20 protein-coding genes are annotated in these 22400 nt (G+C 58.8%); 9 read left to right on the top strand and 11 right to left on the bottom strand.

The genetic code is table 11. The features are described from left to right. Positions 1 to 101 precede the first annotated feature (101 nt). Positions 102 to 1331 carry a phosphoglycerate dehydrogenase gene (gene serA / locus TU74_RS03330; protein WP_047278613.1) on the top strand — a complete coding sequence of 410 codons (1230 nt, stop codon included), beginning with the start codon at positions 102 to 104 and terminating at the stop codon, positions 1329 to 1331. 58 nt (positions 1332 to 1389) lie between these two features. On the opposite strand, the gene TU74_RS03325 is transcribed toward serA, so the two are convergent. The 4 genes from TU74_RS03325 to TU74_RS03305 all read right to left on the bottom strand — a co-directional run bounded on the left by TU74_RS03325 (position 1390) and on the right by TU74_RS03305 (position 6564). After that, positions 1390 to 1815: a DUF4399 domain-containing protein gene (locus TU74_RS03325; RefSeq protein ID WP_048375111.1), complete on the bottom strand. Its 426-nt coding sequence runs from the start codon at positions 1813 to 1815 to the stop codon at positions 1390 to 1392. A 934-nt stretch (positions 1816 to 2749) separates the two neighbouring features. Further along, positions 2750 to 4018: a cytochrome c gene (locus TU74_RS03315; protein ID WP_048375109.1), complete on the bottom strand. Its 1269-nt coding sequence runs from the start codon at positions 4016 to 4018 to the stop codon at positions 2750 to 2752. A 12-nt stretch (positions 4019 to 4030) separates the two neighbouring features. After that, on the bottom strand, positions 4031 to 5812 hold the full coding sequence (locus TU74_RS03310; protein WP_162199704.1) for a GMC family oxidoreductase: 1782 nt from the start codon (positions 5810 to 5812) through the stop codon (positions 4031 to 4033). A 2-nt stretch (positions 5813 to 5814) separates the two neighbouring features. Continuing rightward, positions 5815 to 6564, bottom strand: a complete 750-nt coding sequence (locus TU74_RS03305) for a gluconate 2-dehydrogenase subunit 3 family protein (RefSeq protein ID WP_048375104.1) — start codon at positions 6562 to 6564, stop codon at positions 5815 to 5817. 302 nt (positions 6565 to 6866) lie between these two features. Between TU74_RS03305 and TU74_RS03300 the strand changes: the two genes are divergently transcribed. Further along, positions 6867 to 7508, top strand: coding sequence for a dual specificity protein phosphatase family protein (locus tag TU74_RS03300; RefSeq protein WP_048375103.1), 642 nt, complete (start codon positions 6867 to 6869; stop codon positions 7506 to 7508). Here TU74_RS03300 and TU74_RS03295 read toward each other — a convergent pair. After that, complete coding sequence (locus TU74_RS03295) at positions 7505 to 8560, bottom strand: aminopeptidase (RefSeq protein ID WP_048375102.1); 1056 nt, start codon at positions 8558 to 8560, stop codon at positions 7505 to 7507. The genes TU74_RS03300 and TU74_RS03295 overlap by 4 nt on opposite strands. A 109-nt stretch (positions 8561 to 8669) precedes the next feature. Here TU74_RS03295 and TU74_RS03290 point away from each other — a divergent pair, with 109 nt between their 5' ends. Beyond that, a complete protein-coding gene (locus tag TU74_RS03290) occupies positions 8670 to 9089 on the top strand; it encodes a PA0061/PA0062 family lipoprotein (protein WP_047296237.1) in 420 nt (139 codons plus the stop codon). Positions 9090 to 9092: 3 nt separating this feature from the next. Here the strand turns inward: TU74_RS03290 and TU74_RS03285 are convergent, their stop codons facing one another. Both TU74_RS03285 and TU74_RS03280 read right to left on the bottom strand, forming a co-directional pair. After that, on the bottom strand, positions 9093 to 9326 hold the full coding sequence (locus tag TU74_RS03285) for a DUF1161 domain-containing protein (protein WP_047279681.1): 234 nt from the start codon (positions 9324 to 9326) through the stop codon (positions 9093 to 9095). A 170-nt stretch (positions 9327 to 9496) separates the two neighbouring features. Continuing rightward, complete coding sequence (locus TU74_RS03280) at positions 9497 to 9928, bottom strand: OsmC family protein (protein WP_047296236.1); 432 nt, start codon at positions 9926 to 9928, stop codon at positions 9497 to 9499. Positions 9929 to 10144: 216 nt separating this feature from the next. Here TU74_RS03280 and TU74_RS03275 point away from each other — a divergent pair, with 216 nt between their 5' ends. After that, the gene (locus tag TU74_RS03275) at positions 10145 to 11170 is read left to right on the top strand and encodes an LLM class flavin-dependent oxidoreductase (RefSeq protein WP_048375100.1); all 1026 of its coding nucleotides are present in this window, start codon (positions 10145 to 10147) and stop codon (positions 11168 to 11170) included. A 69-nt stretch (positions 11171 to 11239) separates the two neighbouring features. Then, a complete protein-coding gene (locus tag TU74_RS23035; protein WP_157315135.1) occupies positions 11240 to 14164 on the top strand; it encodes an RHS repeat-associated core domain-containing protein in 2925 nt (974 codons plus the stop codon). A 35-nt stretch (positions 14165 to 14199) separates the two neighbouring features. Here TU74_RS23035 and tauD read toward each other — a convergent pair whose 3' ends face one another. Genes tauD through tauA form a run of 4 tightly spaced genes read right to left on the bottom strand, consistent with a single transcriptional unit; the run spans position 14200 to position 17727 of the window. After that, the gene (tauD, locus tag TU74_RS03265) at positions 14200 to 15033 is read right to left on the bottom strand and encodes a taurine dioxygenase (protein WP_048375098.1); all 834 of its coding nucleotides are present in this window, start codon (positions 15031 to 15033) and stop codon (positions 14200 to 14202) included. A 55-nt stretch (positions 15034 to 15088) separates the two neighbouring features. Continuing rightward, entirely contained in the window at positions 15089 to 15928 is an 840-nt protein-coding gene (gene tauC / locus TU74_RS03260; protein WP_048375097.1) for a taurine ABC transporter permease TauC, read from the bottom strand. Next, positions 15925 to 16719, bottom strand: coding sequence for a taurine ABC transporter ATP-binding subunit (tauB, locus tag TU74_RS03255; protein ID WP_048375095.1), 795 nt, complete (start codon positions 16717 to 16719; stop codon positions 15925 to 15927). Before tauB ends, tauC begins: the two co-directional genes overlap by 4 nt. 27 nt (positions 16720 to 16746) lie before the next feature. Further along, positions 16747 to 17727, bottom strand: coding sequence for a taurine ABC transporter substrate-binding protein (tauA, locus tag TU74_RS03250; protein WP_048375093.1), 981 nt, complete (start codon positions 17725 to 17727; stop codon positions 16747 to 16749). 498 nt (positions 17728 to 18225) lie between these two features. On the opposite strand from tauA, the gene TU74_RS03245 reads away from it, so the two are divergent. The 4 genes from TU74_RS03245 (at position 18226) to TU74_RS03230 (ending at position 22372) form a co-directional block, all read left to right on the top strand. Next, a complete protein-coding gene (locus TU74_RS03245; RefSeq protein WP_048375091.1) occupies positions 18226 to 19578 on the top strand; it encodes an OprD family porin in 1353 nt (450 codons plus the stop codon). Positions 19579 to 19872: 294 nt separating this feature from the next. Beyond that, a complete protein-coding gene (locus TU74_RS03240; protein ID WP_047296227.1) occupies positions 19873 to 20511 on the top strand; it encodes a peroxiredoxin in 639 nt (212 codons plus the stop codon). 214 nt (positions 20512 to 20725) lie between these two features. Next, complete coding sequence (ssuE, locus tag TU74_RS03235; protein WP_047278578.1) at positions 20726 to 21319, top strand: NADPH-dependent FMN reductase; 594 nt, start codon at positions 20726 to 20728, stop codon at positions 21317 to 21319. 87 nt (positions 21320 to 21406) lie between these two features. Continuing rightward, positions 21407 to 22372, top strand: coding sequence for a sulfonate ABC transporter substrate-binding protein (locus TU74_RS03230; protein ID WP_048375088.1), 966 nt, complete (start codon positions 21407 to 21409; stop codon positions 22370 to 22372). Positions 22373 to 22400 lie beyond the last annotated feature (28 nt).

Below are 22400 nucleotides of genomic sequence, written 5' to 3'. Positions count from 1 at the left end.
CGAGCCGTAGGACGATTCTCGGTGCCGGTCTTCACGCCGGCCAGGTCAGCTCAGGCTGTCCACTTCCCTGCCATTTTTCTCTGGGACACAGGTTTACGCAGATGAGCAAGACTTCTCTCGATAAGAGCAAGATCAAGTTCCTTCTTCTGGAAGGCGTCCACCAATCCGCTGTTGATGTTCTCAAGTCCGCCGGGTACACCAGCATTGAGTACATCACCAGTTCCTTGCCTGAAGATCAGCTGAAGGAAAAGATCGCTGATGCCCATTTCATCGGCATCCGTTCTCGCACTCAACTGACCGAAGAAGTGTTCGATTGCGCCAAGAAGTTGGTGGCTGTTGGCTGTTTCTGCATCGGTACCAACCAGGTCGACCTCAACGCTGCTCGCGAACGCGGTATCGCTGTTTTCAACGCCCCTTACTCCAACACCCGTTCGGTGGCCGAGTTGGTGTTGGCTGAAGCGATCCTGTTGCTGCGTGGCATCCCTGAGAAAAACGCTTCCTGCCATCGTGGTGGCTGGATCAAAAGCGCTGCCAACTCCTTCGAAATTCGCGGCAAAAAGCTGGGTATCGTCGGTTATGGTTCGATCGGCACACAGCTGTCGGTACTGGCTGAAGGCCTGGGCATGCAGGTGTTCTTCTACGACACCGTGACCAAGCTGCCGTTGGGTAACGCCACGCAAGTGGGCAACCTGCACGAACTGCTGGGCATGTCCGACATCGTGACCCTGCACGTGCCTGAAACCGCCGCCACTCAGTGGATGATCGGTGAGAAAGAAATCCGCGCCATCAAAAAGGGCGGCATTCTGATCAACGCCGCACGTGGCACCGTGGTCGAGCTGGACGCCCTGGCTGACGCGATCAAGGACAAACACCTGATCGGCGCCGCCATCGACGTGTTCCCGGTCGAGCCGCGTTCCAACGACGAAGAGTTCGAAAGCCCGCTGCGCGGCCTGGACAACGTGATCCTGACCCCGCACATCGGCGGTTCTACCGCTGAAGCGCAAGCCAACATCGGTCTGGAAGTGGCAGAGAAGCTGGTCAAGTACAGCGACAACGGTACGTCGGTGTCTTCCGTCAACTTCCCCGAAGTGGCATTGCCGGCTCACCCGGGCAAGCACCGTTTGCTGCACATCCACCAGAACATTCCCGGTGTGATGAGCGAGATCAACAAGGTCTTTGCAGAAAACGGCATCAACATTTCCGGCCAGTTCCTGCAAACCAACGAGAAAGTTGGCTACGTGGTGATCGACGTCGACGCCGAGTCCTCGGACTTGGCGCAAGAGAAGCTGCAAAGCATCACCGGCACCATCCGTTGCCGCGTACTGTTCTAAGTCGCGCGCTACTAAAAAAGGAGACCTTCGGGTCTCCTTTTTTGTGCCGCCCGTAAAGTTACTTCACGTTAACCGTGATCTTCTTCGACACGATGACCGGTTCGAAGGTCATGTGGTTCTTGTCTGCCAGCTCCAGCTGCAAGGTGTGCTTGCCGGGCGCGAGGGTGACTTCAGCTTCGGTCTGCGCCTTGCCGAAATGCACGTGGTTGGCGTCTGCCGGGATCACTTGGCCCGCAGCAATGGGCTGGTCAACGTCGATCAGCAGGTGGTGATGGCCGGTGTTGGGTGTCTGGTCGCCAGCAGGTGCCAGCTTCATGCCTTCAACGCCGAATTTGACTGTGAAGGTTTTATCCACTGTGGCGCCGTCAGCCGGGGAAATGATCGAAACTTTTGCGCCTTCGGGTGCCGGGGTGGCCGCCATGGCCATGACCGAAACGCCCATCAGAACTGAAGCCAGTGCAGCGCGAGACAGTAAACTTTTCATTTTTCTCTCCGTTTTTCACAAAATTCATGGGGTGAAGACAACGTCCAGTCGCAGTGCTGTCCAACCCGCAGCGGACCAACATAAAGCAAAGCGAACCTTTATTGCGAATCGCTTGCATCCTGTTCAACCCAGTGACCCTGCGCCTTCTGCCAGGCCTGATGCTGTTATTGCCACGGATGAGCCCTTTGGCTCACGCCGCGTTGATCGATGACGTTAGCCACCGGTGCGAATCGCGCACCGCCCTCGACGCAGACACGCCGCCCTGAATCTTCAGGCAGGCCGGGCACCTGACCGGGTTTGAGGTTGAGCCGGGCCAACGGTTGGCGCAAGCGCAGCAGGTGCAGGCCTCAACCTGATCACGAACGGCAACCAGTTGCTGTCGGGGATTGAAAGCGGGACATACGATGTTGCAATCAATCATAGTGCTTAGACCTGCAGTGGCCGCCATTTGATCAATTAGCTTTTGCTGGAAAGCACTCAACTAGGCTTGCCCCTGCTGATACGGGCTGAAGGTTGGCGGGTTCGTGGAGAACAGTGGCGGTCAGAAGGGGCTGGAAAACGTGAAGGTGAAGATCGATCGCCAACGCCGTTTATTGACGTTAGAGCGGGTGCGTATAGATCGGATACTGCGTCATCACGTCATACGAAAGACCAGGTTCTCGGCGTGTTCTATTTGGGCAGTGGCCCGCATGCTTCAATGAGCTTGCCATCCGTTCGGCTATCGATAGCCCCCTTTTCCCCGATATAGACATCGGTCTTCGGCCACTTCGGTTTAACCCGGATGCAGTGCGATTTCCCCCCGTTGTTCCAATCGAACGCCATAAAAAATTGGCTGTTCGGGAAGATGTGTCCTGCGCCACCCGTGGTTTGACCCGGGTAGATCTCACCTTCGCCCCGCGGCCGCTGCTTGGCAGCGGCCGTGGCGCCCGATACATCATGGGTGTGTGGATGAGTCGCGCATGCTTTTCACATCAGACGCGTTGACGTCCGCCCCTCTGTTGCCCCAGCTGGTGCGGATGAAATTGACCACATCGGCCACTTCCTGATCCGACAAGCGCCAGTCGAAGGCGGGCATGGTGAAGGTCGACGGCGCGGTGTGTGTCGCCTGGAGTGTCCCGCCCTTGAGCACGATATGGATCAACGAGGTCGGGTCTTCGGACTGCAACACCGGGTTGCCCGCCAGCGCCGGGAACACGCGGGTATAGCCATGACCATCGGTGCGATGGCACGCGGCGCAGTTGTCGATGTAGACCGCCGCACCGCGTTTGCTGTCATCGCCGTTCCACAGTGCGTCGGCCACGGCCGGGTCGTACTGATGGGGTTTGTCGGTTGAATCCACCGCAGGCAAAGACTTCAAGTAACGTGCGATTGCCGTCAGGTCGGCATCGGACATGTACTGCATGCTGTGAACGATCACGTCACTCATCCCGCCAAACACCGCACTGCGATCACTGCGCCCGGTTTTCAGGAACTGCACCAACTGCGTTTCGTCCCAGCTGCCAAGGCCGTCCTTGTGGTCGCCGCGCAGGTTTTTGGCGATCCAGCCTTCCAGCGGCGCACTGCCCGCGAGGAAGGTGCTGCCGTCTGTGGCGCTCAATGCTTTTTCCTGCATGGTCAGGGCGCGCGGGGTGTGGCATGCGCCGCAATGGCCCAGGCCTTCTACCAGGTACGCGCCACGGCTGAGCACCGGATCTTGGCCCGCGACGGGGGTGAAATCGTGCACGGCGGGCGCAAAGGTCCAGCGCCACATGGCCAGCGGCCAGCGCATGCTCATGGGCCACGGGATATCCACCGGTTTGTTCGCTTGCTTGACGGGCGCTACGCCTTTCATGAAGTAGGCATACAGCGCTTGCATGTCCGCCTGATTCACCCGGGCGTAGGACGGGTAGGGCATCGCCGGGTACAGGGTACTGCCGTTTGGGGCAATGCCATGACGCACGGCGTTGTCGAAGTCCTCAAAGCTGTAATCGCCGATGCCGCTCTTGTCTGGCGTGATGTTGGTCGAGTAGATCGTGCCAATCGGGGTTTCCATCGGCAGGCCGCCCGCGAACGGCTTGCCGTCCTTAGCGGTATGGCAGGCCACGCAGTCCCCGGCGCGCGCCAGATACTCGCCCTGCCGGATCAAGGCCTGCGGATCTGCCCCGGCGGCCATGGCCGAGACGCTGCCCAGCAGCCCGAAGGTTGCGATAACAAGTGCTTTCATGGTCATCGCTCCTTATGCCTGAACCAGCGGGCCGGGGTTTTTCAGGTACTGCTCGCGAATGGCCCGCGCCGACCAGTAGGTCAGTGCCGCTACCAGCCCGGTCGGGTTGTAGCCCAAGCCCTGCGGGAAGGCTGACGCGCCCGGTACGAACACGTTATGCACATCCCAGCTCTGCAAATAGCGGTTCAGCGCACTGGTTTTCGGGTCGGTGCCCATGATTGCTCCACCGTTAAGGTGGGTGGTCTGATAGGACGCCGTGTTGAAGTGGTCACCGACTTTTTTGCCCAGCAGGGCGATGGCCTTCGGGTCCATGGCCTGGGCGATCTTGCCCATTTTTTCCATCATGAAGCGGTTCATCTTGATATCGTTTTCTTGCCAGTCGAATGTCATGCGCAGCAAGGGCTGGCCGTAGGCATCGCGGTAAATCGGGTCGAGATCCAGGTAGTTGCCACGGTAAGACTGATGTGCGCCGTGAGCGTCCATGGACACTTGGTGGGTGTAGTAATCGGCGGTGGCTTTCTTCCACGCGCTGCCCCACGCCGGGGTGCCTGGCGGGTTGGACGTGCCGGCAATCGGACGGCTCCCGGCCTGGTTGACCCACATGGGGGAGCCACCCACGAAACCGTGCGGCCCGTGATCGAAGTTGTCGGCGTTGAAGTCATCAATCGCCACGCCATTGCCGCCCGCACCGATAAAGTTGTTGGTGTGCACGTCTTTGTCGAAGTACGCCTTGATGGTGCCCATGTTCTGGTAGGCAAAGTTACGGCCCACCACACCTTCATTGGTGATCGGGTCGTAAGGTTTGCCGATGCCCGAGAGCAGCATCAAACGCACGTTGTGGAACTGGAACGCGCCCAGAATCACCAGGTCGGCGGGCTGTTCGATTTCGCGGCCCAGGGCGTCGATGTAGGTAACGCCCGTGGCTTTGGTTTTGTCGCTGTCGAGGTTGACGCGAATCACGTGCGCGTTGGGGCGCAGTTCAAAGTTGGGCACCTGCTTGAGCGCGGGCAGGATGTTCACGTTGGGCGAGGCTTTGGAATACATGTAGCAGACATAGCCGCTGCAAAAGCCGCAGAAGTTGCACGGCCCCATCTGCGCGCCATAGGGGTTGGTGTACGGCCCCGAGGTGTTGGCTGAAGGCAGGTTGTAGGGTTTGTAGCCCACTTCATTGGCGGCTTTCTGAAACAGTTGTGCAGAAACGGTGTTTTTCTGGGATTCCAGCGGGAAGTGATTTGAGCGATCCGGCGCATACGGGTTGCCGCCTTTGCCTTCACCCACTAACTGCCCGTTGACGGTCCAGGCCTGTCCCGAGGTGCCGAATACTTTTTCGGCGTAATCGAAAAACGGCTCCAGTTCTTCATAGCTCACGCCGAAGTCCTGGATGGTCATGTCCTTGGGGATGAAGTGTTTGCCGTAACGCTCTTCGTAATGGCTGCGCAGGCGCAGTTCGATCGGGTCGACACGGAAATGCACGCCTGACCAGTGCAAACCGGCACCGCCCACCCCGTTGCCGGGCAGGAAGGCACCCAACTGGCGGTTCGGCAGTGCGACGTCGTTCACGCTGTGGCGGATGGTGACGGTTTCTTTCGACACATCCTGGAAGAGCTTTTTGCGCACGCTGTAGGTGAGTTCGTCGATGACCTGCGGGTAATTGCCATCCGGGTACGTGTCCTGCATCGGGCCGCGCTCAAGGGCTACCACGTTCAGTCCCGCTTCGGTCAGCTCCTTGGCCATGATCGCGCCTGTCCAGCCGAAACCTACAATCACGGCGTCCACTTTTTTCATAACGGTCATGCTCAGGCCCTCTCGCCGCGGATCGATACAGCCGGGAAGGGGTACTGCTCATTGCGTTCTACCCAGTCCATGAAGTCGGCGCGGGCGCCGGGGAAGCCGATCAGGGTCCAGCCGACCATGCCTTTGTTGCCACCGTGAATCGGGTCGCAGAAGAACCCTTCCTTGGTGTTTTGCAGCAGCAAACTGAAGAACATCTTCGCCGGGACACTCTCCAATTGCGGGGTGCCTGCTTCCAGCTGCGAGAGCACGGTGTCTCGGGTAGCGCTGTCTAGCCCAGCAAATACTGAGCCGTAGACCTTTTTGCAGTGTTCATCCGTGGCAGCAATGCCCAGGCGATAAATCTGATTGGGGACCAGTTTGCTCTGCCAGCCCATCTCGGCCGGGGCATCAGCATTGAACGGGCCTTGCATGAACCACAGCGCGCCGCTGGCATAAGGCGTGTTCATCTGGCGGTCGATGTATTCCGGCACACCGGCTTCCAGTGCGCCGGGGCCTTGTTCGTCAGTTGGAATCAAGCGCGCCACGGCGGCCTGCACAAATGCCCACTCTTGGGCGGTGAAGTAGGTGGGTTCGTACGCATTGCCGGCAGCCGGCGCGGGCGAGCGCCCTTCGCGAGCCGCGGCGTTGGCATCGACGCTGGCCGAGGCCATCAGCACTGAGCCGCCAAGGCTGGTGCTGGCGACAGTCACCACGGGAATCAGGGTCAGGGTTTTGCGCAGAAACTCACGCCGCGGGTTGTCTTGTTCAGACATGAGGCACCTCATCAGGCATTCACGGATGACAGCTGCTCAGCGGCAGCTTTTCGTTTTGGCAGGCGGCACGGGTCGGCTTCGACCGGGAAAAAGAACGCGCAGGCAAACATTGGTTACAAATTCTAACAGGCCAATGACCTAGGTGAATCGTTTCATGCGTAATTTTGCCGCACCCCGCGGCAATTAAATCCGGGCAATTGCGGGCTTCACGTTTTTTTGACAAGCGGCTCACAGCGTTTTGATTGCGGCTGATCCACCCTCGCCCCACTTTTTCTGATCTTTATAAAAACGGTCGAACTGATATGGCGAAACATCGGATTCTCCCTGCGCTGTGCCTGATATTCCTGACGTTGGCGGCGCTGCCACAGGCGCAGGCGGATGAACATCCTGCGTCTCGCCCTGTGCAATGGGCCCAGCCTGTTGCCACGCAGTACAACCTGTATCAAATGTCGCCCACGCTCTACCGCAGCGCCTTGCCCGACAGCCATGCGCAGCCGCTGCTGGAAACGTTGCAGATTGCGACGGTGATCAATTTTCTGCCCGAGGCCGACAGCACGTGGCTGAAAACCCCCGGCGTGACTCAGGTGCAGCTGCCATATCGCACCAATCACGTGGACGACCAGGACGTACTGGCTGCGCTGCGCGCCATTCAGACGGCACAAGCGCGCGGGCCGGTCTTGATGCATTGCAAGCATGGCGCCGACCGCACCGGGCTGATGTCAGCCATGTACCGCGTGGTGGTTCAGGACTGGAGCAAGGAAGAGGCGCTTAAAGAAATGACCCAAGGCGGCTTCGGTGAAAATGCGCATTACAAGGATGGCGCGAAATACCTGATGAACGCAGACATACCGGCCTTGCGTGCAGCCTTGAGCAGTGGCGCGTGCAGCACGAGTGCATTTGCATCGTGTGTGGTGATGAACTGGCTGAAGCCGGGCAAGGCTTAAGCCGCAGCGTGTGCGGCCAGTTGGCGTAAGGCGGTTTTGCGCGCCAGCAGCGGCAATTTCGCGAGGTGTTCCACGGCGGCATAAAACGTCTGCCAGTCGTTGCCGCTTTGCTGGAACAACGCCGCGAACGCGGGCACCCATTGATCGTAGAGCCCGAACGGCAGCAGTTTGGCGTTGTTCATCGGGCTATTGATCCACAGGTCAAAACGCGTATTGGCGGCCCACTGCTGGTCACGCAATTGGCGGTATTGATCGCGCATGCGCTCAAACGTCTGGGCTTTGCGCTGGCGCATGGTGTCGGCCGGTAACTCTTGCGCGTAGAGGGTTTGCAACGCTTGGCGCGTTTGCAGAACCAAGCCGATAAATTGCTCGCGTTGTTGGGTGGCGCGTGGATCGGGGGGCGGTAAGCCTTGGTGGGCACGCCACTGACGCATGCCTTCCTGTTCGACGAAGTTCGCGAAGGATTCGTTGAATTCTGTGTCGTCTTTGACGTAAACACGCTGGTGAGCGAGTTCGTGAAAAATCACGCTGGCGAGCCGCTCGTCACCCCAGTTCAGCATGGTGTTGAGGATCGGATCGTCGAACCAGCCCAAGGTTGAATAGGCTTCCACACCACTGACAAAGACATCCCGGTGTTGCTCGCGTTGTAAGGCCGCTTCGCCCCGCGCGCCTGCCAATGAGTAATAGCCTCGGTAGGCAACGCACCCGGCAATCGGGAAGCAATGGGTGATGGGGTCGAGTGAAAATTCCGGGGTCGCAAACACGTTCCACACCACGTAAGGGCGTTTGAGGTCGGCGTACAGGCGATAGCTGGCGTTTTCAGGCAGTAGCAGATGCTGGCTGGCGAAGGTGCGTGCCGCCTGTGCATGGGCAAGCTGATTGCGCAGGGTTGCGGGGCGTTGGGGGTCGTTGATGACGCGATCGATCGGCTCGCGGGCTTTTAGCAGGTGCAACTGCCCGCTCGCCAGTTGTGAGTAATAGTTCACGCTGGAACAGCCACTGAGCAGGGTCAGTGCAGCCAGCACCCATAAACAACAAGCCCTGGGCGTCATCGGGTCATCCAGTCAAAGAGTGCGGCAAGCCTAGCTGTTAAGAGGGTGAGTGCGCCACAGTCGCGGTGAAGGCGCTATGCTGGCACTTCACACTGCCAAGGAAACGAGCATGCGAACTTTTATCGGGTTGGCGCTAGCGTGTCTGCTGCTGAGTGCGTGTGCCAGCACGCCCTTGCCTGTGCACAACCCCGCCATGGCGTGGGTCGATCTTGAGACGCAAACCGGCAAGCTGGTGATGGCGGAGCGGCTGGATAACCAGCGCACGGCCGATGGCCGCTATTTTCAGGTGACGCCGGGCAGCCATGAACTCATGGTGCGGTTCGACTATGAGGTGTTTATCGGGGGCATGAGCCAGTTCAGCAACCCGCAGGAACGGCTGTGCTACCTGACGCTCGATTACGCCGATTTTCAGCCCGGTCAGCGTTATCGGTTGCAGGCACGCTCCCTGGGCTTCAACGCCTATGCCCGGCTGTTTAACGCCGAGGGCAAGGTGGTGGCCGAGGAGCGGCTGGTCAACTGTATTCCGTAGCGATCAGTTGTCGTTCTTCTGGTAGATGATCTTTTTCGTGCCGTTTTCGCACGTGCCTACCACCATGTTCTGGTCTTGGACTTCATCGTTGGTCACGATTTCCAGGGTGTAGGACGACACGTTATTAGCCTGAATCTTGGCCTCGATTTCAGCCTTGAGTTCTTCACACGGCTTGGGCGCGGCCAACGCAGTGGTCGCCATGGCGCAGCAGATAACAGCTAAAGCGAAACGTTTCATGGTGAGACTCCCTTGATTGCGATGCGCAAAGTCATGCATTGACGCACGCGGGGATGATTCGATCACATTGGGCGTCAATCCAGACTGATCCAGGGCAAACACACGGGGATCGCCAAGACCGCCCTGGCCTGCTCAAGAGGGAGCGGGCCAGGGCGCGGTGCCGTGCTTGATCAGCTCAGCAACGTGGCGTCCAGCGTGATATCGGCCTTGAGAACTTTCGATACCGGGCAGCCTTCTTTGGCCTTGGTGGTCAATTCGTCGAATTGCTGCTGGGTGGCGCCCGGCACTTTGGCCTTGAGCACCAAGTGCACGGCAGTGATCGCGAAACCGTCGTCTTGTTTATCCAGCGTCACTTCTGCGGTGGTGTCGATGCTCTCGGCTGTGAGCCCTGCCTCACCAAGGATCATCGACAGGGCCATCGAGAAGCAGCCAGCGTGGGCCGCACCGATCAGTTCTTCGGGGTTGGTGCCTTTGCCGCCTTCGAATCGTGCCTTGAAGCCGTAAGGCGCTTCGCGCAGTACGCCGGTTTCAGTGGAGATGGAGCCGATGCCGGTTTTAAGGTCGCCTGCCCAATGAGCCGATGCTGTCTTTTTAATACTCATGCGTGCCTCCTGAAGAACGGCGTGAAGGTTTCACGCCTTGTATGGAGTTGTGAGGGTAGTCGGCTGAGTAAAGTTCATACTGTCAGACCAATCGTCTTTTTTAGTAGCTCATTTCGTAGCCTGCTATTGAAACTCGGGTATATGCCCATATTGCAAAGAGCACTGGCAGGTTTTGGCGAGCGTCTGAGCCTGCGTCCCATTAGGAGTAGCCGGCTGATGACACACCTGTCCGATATCAAGTTCTCAACCCTCGATCTGGTGCCCGTGCGTGAAGGCGGCAGCGCTGCCCAATCGCTGCACAATTCGCTGGATTTGGCGCAGCACGTGGAAAAGTTTGGCTATCACCGCTTTTGGGTTGCCGAACACCACAACATGGACGGCATCGCCAGTTCCGCGACCGCGGTGCTGATCGGTTATCTGGCGGGCGGTACATCGACCATTCGCGTGGGCTCTGGCGGTGTGATGCTGCCCAACCATGCGCCGCTGGTGATTGCCGAGCAGTTCGGCACCCTTGAAAGCCTCTACCCTGGGCGCATTGATCTGGGGCTCGGCCGTGCGCCGGGTTCGGATCAGATGACCGCGCGGGCGTTGCGACGCGAACGCTCCGGCAGCGCCGATGATTTCCCGCAGGATGTGGCCGAGCTGATGCGCTACCTGGGCCCGCGTACGCCGGATCAGCGCGTGATTGCCATGCCCGGGACCGGCACCCAAGTGCCTGTGTGGCTGCTCGGTTCGAGCTTGTTCAGTGCCCAATTGGCGGGTGAACGCGGCTTGCCTTACGCCTTCGCCTCCCATTTCGCACCCCGTTTGATGCATGAAGCCATTCGCGTCTACCGCAATCACTTCAAACCCTCGGCTGTGCTCGACAAACCCTACGTGATGCTGGGCGTACCGCTGGTGGCCGCTGATACCAATGAGCACGCCGAGTACCTGGCGACGTCGGTCTATCAGCGCATTCTGGCGTTAATGCGCGGGCAAAGTCTGGTGCAGCGCGCGCCGGTCAAAACCATGGACGGTGTGTGGTTGCCGCATGAAAAGGACGCTGTGATGAGCTTCCTCGGCCTGGCCATGGTCGGTAGCCCCGAGAAGATCCGCGCCAAGCTTGAGGTATTGGTTGAGCAGACGGGCGCTGATGAGCTGATTTTCACCTGCGACCTGTACGAACATGCTGACCGTATTCATTCCTATGAATTGCTGGCGCAGGTGATGAAACAACGCTCAGAGGCACGCTCGCCGCAATAACTATCTACCACCTGACGGCTTGATCGGGCCGTCAGGCTGGCGTGACCTTGTTTACCTGTGGTCATGCCCATGCCTTCCTCTTTGCACCACCACACGCCAAGCCTCGCCGCTTTTGACCCTCGTGGCCTGAGTGTGCGCCGCGTGGCCTATCACCGAATCTCCTCCGACGCCCCGGCCCTGTCGCGCATCAATAGTCAGGTGTTTAGCGCAACGGGCGTGTTGCTGGAGCAGTGGGACCCGCGCCTGCACCGCATGCGGGACCTATCGCCCGCGCCTCAGTCCAATCAAAGCACCCGGTACAGCCTCGGCGGTCACCCCCTCTTTAGCCGCAGCGTCGATGCGGGCAGTCGCTGGTGGTTGCGCGGGGCAGCGGGGCACGTGCTCAGGAGTTGGGACTCAAGGGGGGCAAAGCAGCGTCAGGTGTTCGACCCATGGCTGCGACTGATCGCACGGCATGAGCGCGGCGCCGACGAGCTGGCTGAACGTTGCGTCGAGGTTCTGACCTACGCAAGCGTCACGTCACAGGACAAGACCGCCAACCGCTGCGGGCGATTGGTGCGGCATGAGGATGCCTCGGGGTCTTTGCGTTATGAGCACTATTCGTTGACAGGGCAGGTGTTGAGCGAGCAGCGCAGGCTCTGTCAGTCACTGCACGTGGTGGACTGGCCGCAAGCGGTGGCTGAGCGCGATGCACGGTTGAAGCCTGAGGGTTTCACCACGGCCTGGCACTACGACGTGTTTGCGGCGGTGATCGGGCAAATTGATGCCAAAGGTCATTGTCAGCACAGTGTCTATGGCATCGATGGGTTGTTGCTCGAAAACGCCCTGACCCTCAAAGGTGAGCGCCGCCAGGTGCTGATCGATCAACGCACCTACAACGCCAGTGGCCAGTTGGAGTCCGAACGCGCCTCGAACAATGTGATGACAGTGGCGCAATACGCGCAGCCTGATGGACGTCTGGAGCGGTTGCAGGCTTACCGGGCTGGCGAGGCGAAGTCGCCGCTGCAAGACCTGAACTATGAATATGACCGGGTGGGCAATGTGACCCGGATCCGCGACAACGCGCAGCCGGTGCAGTGGTCGTTTAATGCTCAGGTCGATCCGGTCAGTACCTTCGCTTACGACACGCTCTATCAGTTGACTTATGCAACGGGGCGCGAAAACGCGAATAACAGCCCCTCCCCGGCGTTACCGGCGTTCATGCTGTATGGCGTGAAAGATGACACGGTCTGGCGAAACTACCGGCACGTGTATGTCTACGACGAGGCGGGCAACCTGACCCAGTTACGCCATCACGTTAAGACCGGCAGCGGCTATCGGCGGACCTTTGCAGTGGCTAGCACCAGCAATCACGGTGTGCTGCATGACGACGAGGCCGTTACGCCTCAAACCCCTGGACTGGGCAGTGCGTTTGACCGCAACGGCAACCCACTGTCGCTGGGTCGGGGGCAGGCCCTTCAATGGAGCGTGAACAACCACCTGTTGAGCGTCACGCTGGTTCACCGCACCGATGCCAGCAACGACGAGGAGGCTTATACCTATGACGCGGCCGGGCAACGGGTGCAGAAAGTGCGCACGACCCTGGCCGCAAGCAGGGTCCATACCCGTTCGGTTCTGTATTTGCCGGGGCTTGAGATCCGCGAAGACACCGCCACTGGCGAGCAACTCAATGTCATTACGGTTCAAACCGGTTTGAGCGGGATCAGGGTGTTGCAGTGGGATCGCGGTCGGGTTGACCCCGAGGCTCAAACGCAGTGTCGTTTCAGCCTCGCAGATCTGTCAGGCAGTACCACGCTGGAGCTTGACGGGCACGGGCAGTTAATCACGCAGGAAAGCTATTACCCCTATGGCGCCACGGCCTGGTGGGCGGCCCGGACGGCGTTGCAGGCCACGTTCAAAACGGTTCGTTACTCGGGCAAGGAACAGGACGCCAGCGGGCTGTATTACTACGGATTTCGCTATTACGCGCCGTGGTTGCAACGCTGGATCAACCCCGACCCGGCGGGCGCTGTGGACGGTTTGAACCGCTACGTCATGGTCGGTAACAACCCGGTTTCAAAACGTGATCGCATGGGCTTGAATGGCGTTTATTCGGATCTCAGGCCAAATCGTGTTCAAGCCTTGGAGCATTACGTGCGCGAGCATTTTCCAACGGTTTACCTTCAACCCCTGGAGACGTTCATGTTCCGGCACAGCCTTTCAGGCGGTGAGCACGCGGATGTCATCAACGCATTAAGAACGCAAGGGTTCAGTTTCGAAGAAATGGCCAAGTACAACGCTTCCGTGAGCATCAGCGCCAACAGACCAGCCAATATCTTGCAGGGCTTGGAGCAGGCGTATATTGCGTCATCCAGTTATTTCAACGAAATGGCCAGATGGATGACCAATCCTCTTTTCAACCCGGTCCCTGGCGATTGGAGCACAGCGGACATCGAGACGATCTACTCAAACATGCAACCCGAAGGCGCTGTTACCTTTGATCCTGCTGAATCAGGCATGAGTGACGCGTTGAGTGTGACCCGCGAACGCGCTGTCGAGCTGTTCGATTTGCATATACGCAGCAACCCCGGTGCCTCAGTGGTGACTGCTTTCAGAGGCACTGGGGTGAGTGATTTGGGTTTGAAGGCCCTGATTGCACAAGCCAGTACAGGCGACATAGTGCGCACTGAGCAATTTCTGTCTGTCAGCAGCATGATGAGCGTTGCCAAGCGGTTTTCGCTTGGGTCTTACGACACACGTGGGGGGGGCCTGAACCCTGTGATGCTCACGGTCAAAGGTGCGCGCGCCATGGAGTTGCCATCGCCGGTCAATGAGGCCGAAAGCATCTACCCGCTGCAATCGACCTTCACCATTAAGCCTGCGGGCTTCTCTCAAGCGCTAGTAAAAGCCTATGCCCCCTCAGCGACCCACTTTGTGCTGCAAGAGGTCTATGTGCCGCCGTCAAAGCGTCAAGCACTTCCCTTTATGACCGATCCCCATGGGTTCAGGTGGTAGGAGGGCCAGTGCCATCACTGCCCGAACGCGGTGAATCAAAACGGTGCATCGCCCAGAATGGTGGCGCGGTGCATCACGCGCCGGTTGGGGCGGTAATCATCCACGGCGTAATGTTGAGTGACGCGGTTGTCCCAAAACGCCACGTCGTTTTCCTGCCAGCGCCAGCGAATGGTGTATTCAGGGCGCGTGGCGTGGGCGAACAACAGCTTCAGGAGCGCCTCGCTTTCAGCCTCTGATAGCTCATTGATGCGGGTGGTGAAACCCTCGTTGACGAACAACGCCTTGCGACCGCTCACCGGGTGCGTGCGTATCACCGGGTGTGACAGCGGCGGGTTGTTCTTGCGCGTCTGGTCCCAGCGCGCGAAGTCTTCCGGGGTGGAGCCGAAGCGCTCCAGCGGGAACGACTTGGTGAAGTCGTGGGTCGCCGTCAACCCGTCCAGCAGCCGCTGCAAGGGTGCTGACAGCCCCTCAAATGCCGCAATTCCGCTGGCCCACAACGTGTCGCCCCCAAAGGCTGGCAACTGCTTGGCACTCAACACCGCGCCCAGGGCAGGCGTTGGCAGGAAGGTGACATCGGTGTGCCAGACCGCATTGTCGCGCACGTCGGTGACGGCGGTGTCCAGCACCAGCACTTCGGGTTGCTCGGGAATATTCGGGTAAATCGGGTGGATGTGCAGATCACCGAAATTGGCCGCAAATCGAGCTTGTTGCTGCGGGTTGATCGACTGGTTCCTGAAGAAGATCACGTGATGCGTCAGCAGCGCCTGCTCAATGGCGTCGCGCTGTTCGATGCTCAGCGGCTGAGTCAGGTCAACGCCTTCAATCTGCGCGCCGAGGGCAGCGCTAAGCGGGGTAAGGGTCAGGCTCATGGTCATTCTCTTCATCAGCACGCCGATGCATCAGCGTCGTGTTAGTTCGAAACAGTTAGTGAGCCTGGCCGTGCCACGGCACCAGCTTGCGTTGCAGGGCGCGCAGGCCCATTTCCATGGCGAAAGCGATGATGGCAATCACCAAAATACCCAGCACCACTACATCGGTGACCAGAAATTGCGCGGCCGACTGCACCATGAACCCCAGACCGCTGGTGGCGGCGATCAGCTCGGCGGCCACCAGCGTCGACCAACCCACGCCCAGGCCAATGCGCACGCCGGTCAAAATGTCGGGCAGGGCGCTTGGCAGGATCACATGCCGAATCAACTGCCAGCGGGTTGCGCCCAGTGACTGCGCGGCGCGCACTTTGGCCGGGTCCACGGTGCGCACGCCGGTGGCGGTGGCAATGGCAATCGGCGCGAAGATTGCGAGGTAAATCAGCAGCACTTTCGACAGCTCGCCGATGCCGCACCAGATCACGATCAGCGGCAAGTAAGCCAGTGGCGGGATCGGGCGATAGAACTCGATTAGCGGGTCTAAAATCCCCCGCGCAATGCGGTTATGGCCAATCGCAATGCCCACCGGAATCGCCGTGAGAATCGCACACCCCAGGCCCAGCCCGATGCGGCTCAAGCTGGCGCCCAAGTGCTGCCACAAGGTTGAATCCATGTAGCCCCGGGTTGCCAGCAACCAGCCTTTCTCCAGCACGGCGGACGGCGGTGGCAAAAACAGCGGCTCGATCAGCCCCGCAGCGGTCACGGCCCACCAGGCGGCGATCAGCGTAATAAGGGTCAACAGGCTGATCCAGCGTGTGCTCAGTGGACGTTTGGCTGGACGCGGCGCGTGCGCCGCTGCGGGTGGGGTGGCGTCGTTCGCCAGTTCGTAACTGCTCATGCGCGCTCCTGCCGTCGGGCGGCGTCGCGTTGCGAAAACACGCGTTCGAGCACGTGTTCGCGGGTTTCAATAAAACGCGGGTCGGACTTGATCGAGCGTGCCGACTCACCGGCGTTGTAGCGCTGCCCGAAGTCCAGCGTCAGACGTTCCACGATGCGTCCCGGATTCGGTGCCAGCAGAATCAGGTCCGTGGCCAGAAATACGGCTTCCTCGATGTCGTGGGTAATCAGGAACACCGGCTTGGCAGTGCGGCGGCACACTTGCAGCAACAGCTCCTGCATCTGCTCACGGGTGAAGGCATCGAGGGCGCCAAACGGTTCGTCCATCAGCAGCACGCGAGGATCGGCCGCCAACGCACGGGCCAGCCCCACGCGCTGTTTCTGCCCGCCCGACAGCTCCCAGATCCGGCGTTTTTCAAAACCCGACAAATCCACCATCGCGAGCATTTCGCGGGCCCGGCTTTCGCGTTTGTCCTTGGCGATACCCGCCAGTTCAAGGCCGAAGCCGACGTTGGCCAGTACGTCTTGCCAAGGCAGGAGCACGTCATCTTGAAACACCACGCCGCGTTCGGCGCTGGGGCCATGGACCGGCGCGCCATCGAGGGTGATACGCCCGCCGCTGGGTTCGACAAAGCCTGCAATCAGGTTCAGCAACGACGTTTTACCGCTGCCCGACGGGCCGAGTGCGACCAGCAACTGCTGCGGGCCGAGGTTGACGGAAATGTCCGACAGCACCGGTTCGGCAGCCCCCGGATACTGTGCGCTGATGCGCTCCAGTGATAACAAGGCCATGTCGGGCGGCTCCTGAAAAAGCGTGAGTTATTGAGCGACGAAGCGGGCGTTCACAGACGGCGCGTAGTCAGGCAGCACGGCGTCCACTTTGCCTTGCTCTTTAAGGAAGGCCGCTGTGTCAGCGAGGGCTTTGGTGGTGGGCGCGCCCAGCAATACCGCCTGATCGGTGGCCAGCGGGTACACGTTGCCTTGCAGCAACAACGGGATATCAGCCGCTTTGGCGCCCGACAGCTTCACCAGCTTGTCGATGTTGCTTTGATTGGCCAGCCAGGCTTTCGGGTCATTGTGGTAGTCGGCGTAAGCATCCAGGGTCACCTTGGCAAAGGCTTTGACGACGTCCGGGTGTTTGGCGGCGAAGTCTTTGCGCACGATCCACGCATCAAACGTCGGGGCGCCGAACGTGCTCAACTCGCCGGAGGTAATCAGCACCTTGCCGTTTTCTTTGGCGGCGCCCAGCGCCGGGTCCCATACGTACGTAGCGTCAATGTCACCGCGCTTCCAGGCGGCAATGATGGCGGGCGGCGCAAGGTTCAGAATCGTGACCTTCGACGGGTCGATGTTCCAGTGCTTCAACGCGGCCAGCAGGCTGTAGTGGCCCGTCGAAACAAACGGCACGGCGACTTTTTTACCGATCAGATCCTGCGGGTTGTTGATGCCTGAGCCGTTGCGCGCTACCAGCGCTTCAGCGCCGCCGATCTGAGTGGCTATCAAAAAGGTTTCGACCGGGACGTTACGGGTGATCGCCGCGGTCAACGGGCTGGAACCCAGGTAGCCGATTTGCACATCGCCCGACGCGATAGCGGCAATGATGTCTGCGCCGTTATCAAACTTGCGCCACTGGATGGGGGCGTCGATGGCTTTCTCGTAAGCGCCGTCTGCCTGAGCCACTTTTGCCGGGTCGACGGTGGTTTGGTAGGCAACGGTGAGATCCGTGGCGGCCTGTGCGAAGAAACTGGCAGTTGCCAGGGACAAAGCAGCCAGAAGGCGTAGGGGAGAATACAGTTTCACGATGAAGCTCCTCGACAGGCGGCCGGAGATCGGCAGAAAACGAGGTTAAATGATCTAAGAATCGCTAAATAAATAACTTTTAAGCATTAGCTTATGAAGTTCTTCATTCGGCTTGAGCGTGCGGTGACGAAAACTGATCCGGCGATTTTCTGCGTCCCTGATCCGTTGATCGCCTTATAAGAAAACAGACTTAAAAACTTCATAAATATCCATTTAGAAATTAGACCAAAGGCCGATAGCATTCCCTCACCTGCGCGTTGGAAAAGGCGCTGTATATAGCTGTTTGATCTGATAATTTTAGAAATAATTCTTTTTGGGTTTAACAGAAAGCCATTAACCTACGCACAAAGGACAGCAGACTAGACAAAGGTCGTAGACACGAAAAGTTACGATTGACTTGTCAGTCACTGTCTGGCGCTAATCGCGCATCTGTAGCACCGAGACGTCAGATCTGGGGCTAAAGAACTACAAAAATTAGAAATGCAAAGGAGCAAGACAATGAACAAGTCCACCTTGGCCGTGGCTGTGGCCGTAGGTTTGTTGGCACAACAAGCGGGCGCTGCCGGTTTTATCGAAGACAGCAAAGCCACGCTGAAACTGCGTAACTTCTACATCAATACCGACAACCGCGACTCAGGCACCAAAGCCGCTGGCGCTCAGAACAAACTAGAAGAGTGGGGCCAAGGCTTCCAGCTGGACTACACCTCGGGTTTCACCCAAGGCACCGTGGGCTTCGGTATTGATGCCATCGGGCTGCTGGGCGTGCGTCTGGATTCGGGCGGTGGTACCAACGGCCGTAGCGGCAATTCCTACGGCGGCACCGTGTTCCCGAGCAAGTCCAACGGCGATGCTGTGAATGAATTTTCCAGCCTGGGCCTGACCGCCAAAGCCAAGATTTCCCAGACCGAACTGCGTTACGGCACCCTGATGCCGAAACTGCCGGTCATCTCCTACAACGATGGTCGTCTGCTGCCTCAGACCTTTGAAGGTGGCCAGATCACCTCCAACGAGTTCAAGGACCTGACGCTGATCGGTGGTCAGATCGAACACGTTAAAGGCCGTAACTCCAGCAACAATGAACAGATGTCGATTGGGGGCGCGAGCGCTCGCACCGCCAACAGCAACAAGTTCATCTACGCGGGCGCCGATTACAAAGTCACCAAAGACCTGTTGCTGCAGTACTACTACGGCAACCTGGACAAGTTCTACAAACAGAACTTCCTGGGCTTGGTTCACAACTGGTCGATCGGCCCGGGCGTGCTGAAAACCGACCTGCGTTATTTCAACAGCCGTGATGACGGTAAAAATGCGTACGACCCGGCTTACTTCAGCAACGGTGACTACGCCAACAGCGTGTCGAAGAACGGTAAAGGTAAGGTTTCCAACAACCTCTACAGCGGCCTGTTCCTGTACACCATTGAAGGTCACACCTTCGGTGGTGGCTATCAGGTGAGTAACGGCAGCAGCGACTTCCCATGGCTGAACCAAGGTGACGGCTCTTCGGCTTACATCACCACTGACATGCAAATTTCCAAGTTTGCCCGTGCTGGTGAACGCACCTGGCAAGCACGCTATTCGTATGACTTCGCCAAACTGGGTGTTCCTGGTCTGACCGCAGGCGCTGTTTACCTGCGCGGCGATAACATCGACACCTATGGTGCTAACGGTAAAACCAGCAATGGCGCCTCGGAGTGGGAACGTGACATCACGGTTGCCTACGTCGTGCAGGAAGGCCCGCTTAAAAACGTGGGTGTGATGTGGAAAAACGCCATGTGGCGCAACGACATTGCCAGCCAGCGCGATCAGGACGAAAACCGTCTGATCGTCAGCTACTCGATCCCGTTGCTGTAATTCGGGCGTAGCGCAAAGGTAAGAAAAATCCTGCCCGGCGCAATGCCGGGCAGGGTGTTTACCGAAGACCAGAACGATCAATTCGTAACACAGTCATAGTCGCAGCTCCCTGCCGCTCCCCTTGCCTAAACCAGAGTCCAGAGTGGACCCGGTGCTTTTTGGCGTCCAATGAAACACTTTTTAATATTCGATTCCGATCTAAATAAATCGATATTCATTCTTTTTAATTCATTCATGAGGCAGGCAGAGTGAGGCTGCTACGCCCCGCCAACCCTTATAAAAAGGAGCTGCACCATGAGCCTCAGACTCGGCGACATCGCCCCCGATTTTGATCAGGACTCCAGCGCTGGCCCGATCCGCTTCCATGAATGGCTGGGGGACAGTTGGGGGGTGTTGTTTTCGCATCCCGCGGACTTCACCCCGGTGTGCACCACGGAGCTGGGCTTTACCGCCAAACTCAAAGATGAATTCGCCCAACGCGGCGTCAAGGCCATCGCACTGTCGGTGGACCCGGTGGATTCACACCACGCGTGGATCGATGACATCAACGAAACCCAGCACACCGTCGTGAACTTCCCGATCCTGGCCGACGCCGATCGCAAGGTCAGTGACCTGTACGACCTGATTCATCCCAATGCCAGTGACACGCTCACCGTACGCTCGTTGTTCGTGATCGATCCGAAGAAAAAAATTCGCCTGACCATCACCTATCCCGCCAGTACCGGGCGCAATTTCCACGAAATCCTGCGGGTCATTGATTCGCTGCAACTGACCGATCACTACAAAGTCGCCACCCCTGCCAACTGGCAAGACGGCGACGAAGTGGTGATCGTGCCGTCCATCAAGGACGAGGAGGAAATCCGGCAGCGCTTCCCCAAAGGCTACCGTGCCGTGAAGCCCTATTTGCGCCTGACGCCACAGCCGAACAAGTAACACAGCCTGAACACCCTGGCCCGGTGTCGGAGTGCAGCGGGCCGTTGGCCGGGGCGGCGGCGAGACGGAATACATGCCTCGTCGTATATGCAAATAAAGAATAAACAAATGAATAAATATGATTTATGGATATAAAAATCGCCTGTTATGGTCTGTCCACTCAAGCGAAAACGCTGACAGCGGTTTGCACACATTCATGCAAGGAAATCTCTAGATGCTGGTCGTGACACTCGGAGGAAGCCCAAGCCAACGATCCCGTTCCGGGGTGTTGCTGGACCGCGCCAAACACTGGCTCAACCAGCAAGGGGTCGAAGTGGTGAGCTATCAGGTGCGTGATTTCCCGGCTGAAGACTTGCTGCATGCGCGTTTCGACAGCCCGAAGATCATCGACTTGTTGCAACAGATCGAAAACGCCGACGGGCTGGTCATCGCCACACCTGTGTACAAAGCGTCGTTCAGCGGCGCATTGAAAACCGTGCTCGACCTGCTGCCTGAGCGCGCACTGAGCCACAAAGTGGTGTTGCCGATTGCCACGGGAGGCAGCATCGCTCACATGCTGGCGGTGGATTACGCCCTCAAGCCTGTGCTGTCGGCGCTCAAGGCACAGGAAATGCTGCACGGCATTTTTGCTGACGACAGCCAGATTGCGTATGGCGAAGGCAGCGCCCAGCCCCAATTGGCCCCGGTGCTGGAGCAACGGCTGAACGAGTCGCTGGAGCAGTTCTACAGCGCGCTGGCCCGTCGCCCGAAACCGTTGGACCCGAACATCCTCAACGACCGTCTGGTGACGGCTCGCTGGAGTATTTGAAACACCCGTTTATGTCGTCCCACCTTACTGATTCGCTAACGGCTCGGCAGGTGCTATCTGAATCTCGAATAACAAAAGGAGAGCGCCATGCGCCCTGTCATTTTGCGTCGAGGTCTGGTCGCACTGTTTGCTGCGGCTGTGTCCTTCGGCGTTGTGTTGGAAGCCCAAGCGGATGCCCTGCGCATCGGTTATCAAAAGTACGGCACGTTGATGTTGCTCAAGGCCAAAGGCACGCTGGAAAAGCGTCTGGCCGAGCAGGGCGTTGACGTTCAATGGACTGAATTCCCCGGTGGCCCGCAACTGCTGGAAGGCTTGAACGTCGGCTCGATCGACTTTGGCGTGACAGGCGAAACGCCACCGGTGTTCGCCCAGGCCGCAGGCGCCGATTTGCTGTACGTCGCCTACGAGCCTCCGGCCCCCACCAGTGAAGCAATCCTGGTGCCCAAGGACTCACCGATCACCTCGGTCAGCGATCTCAAAGGCAAGAAAGTTGTGCTCAACAAGGGCTCCAACGTGCACTACTTGTTGGTGCGGGCTTTGGAAGACGCGGGCCTTACGTACACCGATGTCCAGACCGTCTTCCTGCCCCCGGCCGATGCGCGAGCCGCCTTCGAGCGCGGCAGTGTCGATGCCTGGGTGATCTGGGACCCGTACCAGGCCGCCGCCGAGCAACAACTGCACGCCCGCACGTTGCGCGATGCCAGCGGTATCGCGGACAACCATCAGTTCTATCTGGCCACCAAGCCTTACGCCGAACAGCATCCCAAGGTGATCGAAACCCTGGTCGATGAAGTGCGCAACATTGGCGACTGGGCCAAGGCCAACCCTGACGAGGTGACTCAGCAAGTGGCCCCGCTGCTGGGATTGTCACCCGACATCACGCTGACAGCGGTCAAGCGTCAGGGCTACGGCGCGCAGTTCCTGACCCCGGATGTGGTCAACGCGCAGCAAAAAATCGCTGACAGCTTTCACCAGCTCAAGCTGATCCCCAAGCCGCTGGTGGTGAAAGATGTGATCTGGACGCCGCCGGCCGCTGTGGCCAAAGCCCTTTAACGCTTGCCGTACCCATTTAGGAGACCAC

Origin of the sequence: Pseudomonas lundensis, from assembly GCF_001042985.1 — a bacterium.
Classification (GTDB): Bacteria; Pseudomonadota; Gammaproteobacteria; order Pseudomonadales; family Pseudomonadaceae; genus Aquipseudomonas; species Aquipseudomonas lundensis.
This window is presented reverse-complemented; position numbering and strand designations above follow the sequence as displayed.